This window comes from Achromobacter deleyi (genome assembly GCF_902859705.1).
Classification (GTDB): Bacteria; Pseudomonadota; Gammaproteobacteria; order Burkholderiales; family Burkholderiaceae_B; genus Achromobacter; species Achromobacter deleyi.
Genome location: NZ_CADIJO010000035.1, coordinates 45,530 through 52,717 on the forward strand (window position 1 = coordinate 45,530; position 7,188 = coordinate 52,717).

At 70.5% G+C, this 7,188-nt stretch carries 5 protein-coding genes and 1 pseudogene; 1 reads left to right on the plus strand and 5 read right to left on the minus strand.

From position 1 onward, the window contains the following. Positions 1-6: 6 nt before the first annotated feature. Positions 7-1,656 carry an ABC transporter permease gene (locus tag HV798_RS29000; RefSeq protein ID WP_175195983.1) on the plus strand — a complete coding sequence of 550 codons (1,650 nt, stop codon included), beginning with the start codon at positions 7-9 and terminating at the stop codon, positions 1,654-1,656. An 87-nt stretch (positions 1,657-1,743) separates the two neighbouring features. Here HV798_RS29000 and HV798_RS29005 read toward each other — a convergent pair whose 3' ends face one another. The 5 genes and pseudogenes from HV798_RS29005 to HV798_RS29025 form a co-directional block, all read right to left on the minus strand. Further along, positions 1,744-2,757, minus strand: coding sequence for a response regulator (locus HV798_RS29005; RefSeq protein ID WP_025137902.1), 1,014 nt, complete (start codon positions 2,755-2,757; stop codon positions 1,744-1,746). A 36-nt stretch (positions 2,758-2,793) separates the two neighbouring features. Next, complete coding sequence (gene cheB, locus HV798_RS29010; RefSeq protein WP_175195985.1) at positions 2,794-3,810, minus strand: chemotaxis response regulator protein-glutamate methylesterase; 1,017 nt, start codon at positions 3,808-3,810, stop codon at positions 2,794-2,796. Further along, positions 3,807-6,068: a hybrid sensor histidine kinase/response regulator gene (locus tag HV798_RS29015; RefSeq protein WP_175195987.1), complete on the minus strand. Its 2,262-nt coding sequence runs from the start codon at positions 6,066-6,068 to the stop codon at positions 3,807-3,809. Before HV798_RS29015 ends, cheB begins: the two co-directional genes overlap by 4 nt. Further along, positions 6,065-6,736, minus strand: a complete 672-nt coding sequence (locus tag HV798_RS29020) for a chemotaxis protein CheW (protein ID WP_175195989.1) — start codon at positions 6,734-6,736, stop codon at positions 6,065-6,067. The genes HV798_RS29015 and HV798_RS29020 overlap by 4 nt, the downstream gene beginning before the upstream one ends. Continuing rightward, positions 6,729-7,188 (minus strand): annotated as a pseudogene (locus HV798_RS29025) (tetratricopeptide repeat protein); the annotation flags it as partial. The gene HV798_RS29020 and the pseudogene HV798_RS29025, both read right to left, overlap by 8 nt.

Here is a 7,188-nt window from a genome sequence, read left to right on the forward strand (position 1 = left end):
TCCACCATGAAAAGCGTCTTCATCCTGGCGGCCATCACCGTGGCCGCCCTGGGCGTGCTCGTCGCCCTGCCGATGGCCTTTGTCGCACTGCAGGCCATCTTTCCCCACCTGGCCGAAGGGTCGCTGCGCAACCCCTTCGGCGCCTGGGCCGCGACCCTGGCGACCCCGGCCGCGCTGACCCTGATCGGCGGCACCCTCAAGCTGGGCCTGGGCGTGGCGGCCGTAAGCGCCGCAATCGGCATCCCGCTGGGCGCCTTGCGCGGCCTGTTCCAGGTGCCGCTGGCGCGGCTTTGGGACCTGCTGTTCCTGGTGCCTTTCCTGCTGCCGCCCTACATCGCCGCGCTGTCCTGGACCATGGCGCTGCAACCGCGCGGCTACCTGGAACAACTGGCCGGTTTCAACCTGGGTCCGCTGCTGTTTTCCCCGGCGGGCGTGACACTGGCCATGGGGCTGGCGATCTTCCCGGTGGTGTATTTCGCCGTGTCGCGCAGCATGGCCGCCACCGGCGCGCGGCTGGCGGACGTGGCGCGCGTGTTCGGCGCCGGGCCCTGGCGCGCGTTCCTGCGCGTCACCCTGCCGCTGGCGCTGCCGGCCATCGCGGCCAGCCTGCTGCTGGCCTTCACGCTGGCCATCGAGGAATACGGCGTGCCCGCCGCGCTGGGCTCGCAGGCCGGCGTCAATGTCATGACGACCGCCATCGAGCGGCGCCTGGCGGACTGGCCCATCGACCTGCCCGGCGCCGCGCTGCTGTCGATGGTGCTGGTGGCGCTGGCGTTGACCGCCTACGCGGTGCAGCGCGCGCTGGTGGCCGGACGCGGCTTCGAAACCACCACCGGCAAGCCTGCCCCCTTGGCGCGCGGCCAACTCGGCGCGTGGCGCTGGCCGGTGCTGGGCCTGTTCGCCGCCGTCGCGCTGGTGGCCGTCGCGGCGCCGCTGGCCTCGATGCTGGCCGCGGCCTTGACGCGCCACGTCTCGGCAGGCCTGTCGCCTACCAACCTGACCCTGGCCAATTTCGCGGCCTTGTTCCAGACCGGCGGCGAAGCCTGGCAGGCGCTGTCCACCAGCCTTTTGCTGGCCAGCGGCACCGCGCTGGCGGCCGGCGCCGTGGGATTGCTTGCCGCGTGGTGCGTGGCGGGCCGGCATGTGCCGGGCGCCGCCGTCATCGACGCGCTGGCGCTGCTGCCCGCGGCCCTGCCCGGCGTGGTGGTGGGCGTGGGGCTGATCCTGGCCTGGAACCAGCCGTTCTGGCCCGCGTCGCCCTACGGCACCTGGGGCATCCTGCTGCTGTCGTACACCTGCCTGCTGTTGCCCTACCCCGTGCGCTACGTCAGCGCGGCGCTGTCGCAGATCGGCGCCAACCTCGAAGCGGCCGCGCGGGTGCACGGCGCCAGCGCGGCGGCGGCGCTGCGCCGCATCGTGCTGCCGCTGGTGCTGCCGGGCCTGGCCGCGTCGATGCTGATGGTGTTTGCCGTGGCCTCGCGCGAACTGGTCACCTCGCTGCTGCTGGCGCCGGCCGGCGTGCAGACGGTGTCGATCTTCGTCTGGCGGCAGTTCGAACAGGGGTCGGTGGGCGAAGGCATGGCCATGGCCGCGGTGGCCGTGGCGGTCAGCCTGACGCTGATGCTGGCGGCCACGCTGATCCGGCGGCGGCAATAAGGCCGGCCTGAAGCGCCGCGGGGCCGTGCCTTGCACAGGCACGGCCCCGCGCGCAGGCCCCGCACAACGCCGGGGCCGCTTGCTGAATTACATCTGCCCCTGCACCACCCGGTTGCGGCCCTGGCGCTTGGCCTGGTACAGCCCGCGGTCGGCCACCTGGATCAGGTCGGTGCAAGGCTGGTCGGCCACCGGCACGGCCGTGGCGGTGCCCACGCTGACGGTCAGCCACGGGCCGCCGCCCGCATCTTTTTGCGGAATCTGCATCGCTTCCACCGCGCGGCGCAGCTTTTCGGCGGCCAGGCGCGCGCTGCCCGCCGGCGTGCCCGGCAGCACCAGCGCGAATTCCTCGCCGCCAAAACGCGCCGCCAGGTCGGTGGACCGGTCGCAGCTGGCGAAGATGGTGTTGGCCACGCGTTTCAGGGCCTCGTCGCCGGCAATGTGGCCGTAGGTGTCGTTGTAGGACTTGAAGTGGTCCACGTCGATCATCAGCATGCTGATTTCGCGGCCGTCGCGGCGTGCGCGCAGCCATTCGGCGTTGAGGTATTCGTCGAAATAGCGGCGGTTGCCCAGGCCCGTCAGGCCGTCGGAATTGGTCAGGCGGCGCAGTTCCATATTGCTTTCCAGCAACTGCTGCTGGCTCTGGCGCAGGGCCTGGTAGGCCTCGTCGCGCTGCACCATCGCCAGGTACGAGCGCGAGTGGTAGCGGATGCGGGCCACCAGTTCGATCGAATCGGGCAGCTTGACCAGGTAGTCGTTGGCGCCGGCCGCAAACGCCGCGCTCTTGATGGCCGGGTCTTCCTTGGTGGACAGCACGATGATGGGAATGTCGCGCGTCACCGGATGGCCGCGGTATTCCTGCACCAGGCTCAGGCCGTCCACGCCCGGCAGCACCAGGTCCTGCAGGATCACGGTGGGCCGCGTCTGGATGGCGACGGTCAGGGCCTTGTAGGGGTCCGAACAATAGTGGAAGTCAATGTTGCCCTCCGTGGCCAGGGCCCTGCGGATGGCCTCGCCGACCATTACCTGGTCGTCGACCAGCAATACCATGGCCGCGTGCGAATTCAGGTCCGCCGACGCCGGGCTGTCAATGGGAGGGTGCATAGTGTCTTTCCTTGATTTCTCGCTGTATCCGCCGGGTCAGGCAAACGCCTGGATCAAACGGGGTGCAATCTTATCCAATGGGCGGATTTCAACGGCGGCCTGCAAGGCAGCCGCCGCTTTGGGCATGCCATAGACCGCGCTGGTCGCCTGGTCCTGGGCAATGGTCAGGCAGCCGCGCTCGCGCAGCGCCTTCAGGCCGCGCGCCCCGTCCTGCCCCATGCCGGTCAGCAGCACGCCGACCGCCAGGCCGCGCCAATGCTGTGCCACGCTATGGAAAAATACATCAATTGAGGGACGGTACAGGCTTTCCTTGGGATTCTCGGTGTACCGCAGCGTACCATCCGCCACCAGGTGCAGATGGTCGTCGGTGCCGGCCAGCAGCACCTGGCCGGGCGCGGGGCGCTCGCCCTCGCGCACCAGCCGCACCGGCAGCGTCACCTGGTCGTTGAGCCAATCGGCCATGCCGGCGGCGAACGACGCGTCCACATGCTGCACCAGCACGATGCCGGCGGGAAACGTGACGGGCAGATCGCGCAGCAGCTGCGCCAGCGTGGCCGGGCCGCCGGCCGAGGCGCCGATCACCAGCAGGCCCTGCGACGGCCCTGCCTGCGTCGCGCTGCGGGCCACCGGCGACAGCGCCGTGCGGTTGTTGCCGTAGCGGCCGATCAGCCAGCCGATGTTGCGGATCTTGCGCAGCAAGGGCGCGGCCGCCGTGCGCAGGTCGGCGCTGCCCACCACCGGGGTATCCACCGCGTCCAGCGCGCCATAGCCCATGGCGTCGAACACCCGGGCGGTATGGCGGGCCACGTCCACCGTGACCACCACGATGGCGCAAGGGCTTTCGGCCATGATGCGGCGGGTGGCCTCGACCCCGTCCATGACGGGCATGATCAGGTCCATCAGCACCACGTCGGGACGGTCCTGGGCGCACTGTTCCAGGGCCTCCTGGCCGTTGGCGGCGACCCAGGCGACTTCCAGCCCGGGTTCCAATGCGATGACGCGCCGCAGGGTTTCGACGGCCATCTGCAGATCGTTGACGATTCCGATTCTCACGTTCGCGCCTTTCCGATCAGGTCTTCGACGGCGTCCAGCAGGGCGTCGTCGTGGAAGCTGCCCTTGGCGAGGTAATAGTCGGCGCCGGCATCCAGGCCCCGCCGTCTGTCCTCTTCGCGATCTTTGTAAGACACTACCATCACCGGCAGGCTTTGCAACTTGGGGTCAGCCTTGATCCGCGTGACCAATTCGATGCCGTCCATGCGCGGCATGTCGACGTCGGTCACCACCAGGTCGAAGGGCTCGTTGCGCAGCATGTTCCAGCCGTCCATGCCGTCCACCGCCACCGCCACGTCAAAGCCGCGGTTCAGCAGCAGCTTGCGTTCCAGTTCGCGCACGGTCAGCGAATCGTCCACCACCAGCACGCGCTTGCGGCGCCGCGCCTGCGCCACCGGGCCGCCGCCGTCCACGCGGGTCAAGCGCCCGCCTTCGACCAGCTTCTGCACCGACAGCAGCATGTCCTCGACGTCCAGGATCAGCAGCGGCGTGCCGTCGTCCATCAGCGAACCGGCCATGACGTCCTGCACCTTGCCCAGGCGCGGGTCCAACGGCTGCACGACCAGCGTGCGCTCGCCCACGTAGCGGTCCACGGCAATGCCGTAGAGCTTGTCGTGGTCGCCCACCACCACGACCGGCAGGGTTTCGGCCGCCGGGGCCGGGTCGCCCGACCGCAGGATCTGGCGCGCCGACACCAGGCCGATCTGGCGGTCCATGAAGCGGAAATGCTGGTGCCCTTCGAGCTGCTCGATGTCTTCGGCGCGCACCTGCAATGCGTGGCTGACATACGCCAGCGGAAACGCGTAGATCTCGCCCTGCACCTCGACCAGCAGGCTGCGCACCACCGACAGCGACAGCGGCATTTCCAGCACGAAGCGCGTGCCCTGCCCCGTCTGCTGGTGAATGCGCACGGCGCCGCGCAACTGCCGCACCATGGTCTGCACCACATCCAGCCCGACGCCGCGGCCCGAGATCTCGGTCACTTCGCCGCGCGTGCTGAAACCGGACAGGAACAGGAATTCCAGCAGTTCGGCCTCGCTCAGGCGGGCGGCGGTCTCGCTGTTGGTCAGCTTGCGCTGCACCACTTCGACCCGCAGGCGGTCCAGCGAAATGCCGCCGCCGTCGTCGCTCAGTTCAATCAGCAGCATGCCGGCCGCGTGGCGCGCCGACAGCCGGATCAGGCCTTCGGGCGACTTGCCGGCTTCCAGGCGGTCCATCGGCATCTCGATGCCGTGGTCCACCGCGTTGCGCAACAGGTGCATCAGCGGGGCATCGAGCTTGTCCAGGATGTCGCGGTCGACCTGGGTGGTGTCGCCGTCGATTTCCAGCCGTACCTGCTTGCCCAGCGAGCGGCCCAGGTCGCGCACCATGCGCGCCATGCCGCCCACGCCGTCGCCAAACGGCCGCATGCGGCAGGCCAGCGCCGTGTCGTACAGGCGCTGCGCCAGGTGGCCCATGCGCCAGCCGAATTCGTCGACCTCGCTGGCGCGCTGGGTCAGTTCCTGTTGGCAGGCTTCGACGATGCGTTGGGCATCATCCAGCGCGGCCTGGCTGCGGGCGTCCAGGGGCTCCCCGGCCAGCGAGGCGCGCAGGCTGTCCAGCGCCTGCCCGGCGCCCGACTGCAGCCGCCGCAGCCGCAGCATGGACGCGCTGAACGGCGCAATCCAGTGCGATTCGACCAGGGTTTCGCTGGACAGGCCCAGCAGCTTGTTGAGCGTGTCGGCCGTGACGCGCAGCACCCGTTCGCCCTCGCCCAGCGCCTGGTCCGACACGCGGCGCGCGGGCGGCGGCGGTGGCGGCGGATCGTCCGGCCGCTGGATGGGCGGCAGAAAATCTGACGGCCGGGGCGCGCGTTCGACCACCGGCGCGGCGGGCGGCGCATTGGGCGCGTTGGACAGGCGGGCCACCAGGTCGTCGATCTCGCTGCCGAGTTCGGCGCCGGGCGTGGCCACGCGCTGCAACAGGTCCGCGCCCAGCAGCAGCGCATCGATATCGGCGGCCTGCAAGCGCAGCCGCCCTTCCTGCGCGGCCACCAGGCAGTCTTCCATGGCATGCGCGATGCGCACTGCCGGATGCAGGTCGACGATGCGGGCTGCGCCCTTGAGCGAATGCGCGGCGCGCATGCAGGCCTCGAGCTGGGGCGCCGACGTGGGGTCGTGCTCCAGCGCCAAGAGGCCGTTGTTCAGCACCTGCACCTGATTGCGGGTTTCCAGCTGGAACAGTTCCAGCAGCGAGGCGTCGCGCATCTGGTCCGGGTTCACGCCAGGCTCCGTTCCAAGGCTTGCATCAACAGGGTCTCGTCCAATACGCCCACGCTGCGGGCGCCGCAGCGCGCCACGCCGCGTGAATACTTCAGGCTGGCGCCTTCGACGGTGGCGGGCAAGGCCCCCAGCGCGTCCAGGTCCACCGAATGAATGCCTTCGACCTCGTCGACCGGCAGTACCACCGCGCGGCCCGCGCCGCCGAAGATCAGCATGCGCGCCGCCGCCGGCCGGTCGCGGCCGCCATCCGCCGCCGTGGCGTCCAGCCCCAGCAACCGCGCCAGCGACACGCACACCGTCAGGGTGCCGCGCACGTTGGTCACGCCCAGCACCGCCGGGTCGCGGCGGTGCGGCAGCGTCAGGATGGCGCGGGTGCTGGCCACTTCATCGAGCGCCTTGGTGGGCAGGCCCAGCCATTCATTGCGCAGGCGAAACACCAGCAGCGACGACAGGCGCGCCTGCCCCGCCAGCGCGGCCGTCACGTCCTCGACATGGGCGGCCGCTTGCGGCGGCAGCCGGTCCAGGATCCGCTTGGCCGCCGCGGCATACACCGGACAGTTGCGGCAGTGCACGTGTTCCGGCAGGCGTTCGCAGCTTTTATCGCCGCGGATGCCGATACGGTTCCAGCAATCGTCCACTTCGGACAGCCTGGCCAATGCGTCAGTCACGGCGGGCCTCCTGGCGCGCGGCGCGCGCCTGCAAGCGGCGGGCGCCTTCGTGGTCGCCCTCGGACGCGATCAGCGCGGCCAGGTGCAGCAGCGCCTCGCGGTGGGTCGGGTCCAGGTACAGCGCCTTGCGGTAGGCGGCCTGGGCCTGGCGGGCATCGCCCTCGGTGTCGTGCAGCAGGCCCAGCAGGTACAACGCGTCGGCGCTGGCGCCGTGGCGCTCCAGGTGGGCGCGGCATTGCGTCATGGCCTCGGCCACGCAGCCCTGGTCGGCCAGCGCGGCGATGCTGCGCAGCGAGGCGTCGGGGTCTTGGGCGGCGTCCGCCGCCGCCCCACCTCCGCGCACGGCGGCGTGCGCCGAAGCCGCCCCCACGGTGGCCGGCAGGGGCTTGCCCGCGGACATGGCGGGCATCGTCGGCATTGCCTGCATCCCGCGCGCGTCGGCCGCGCGAATG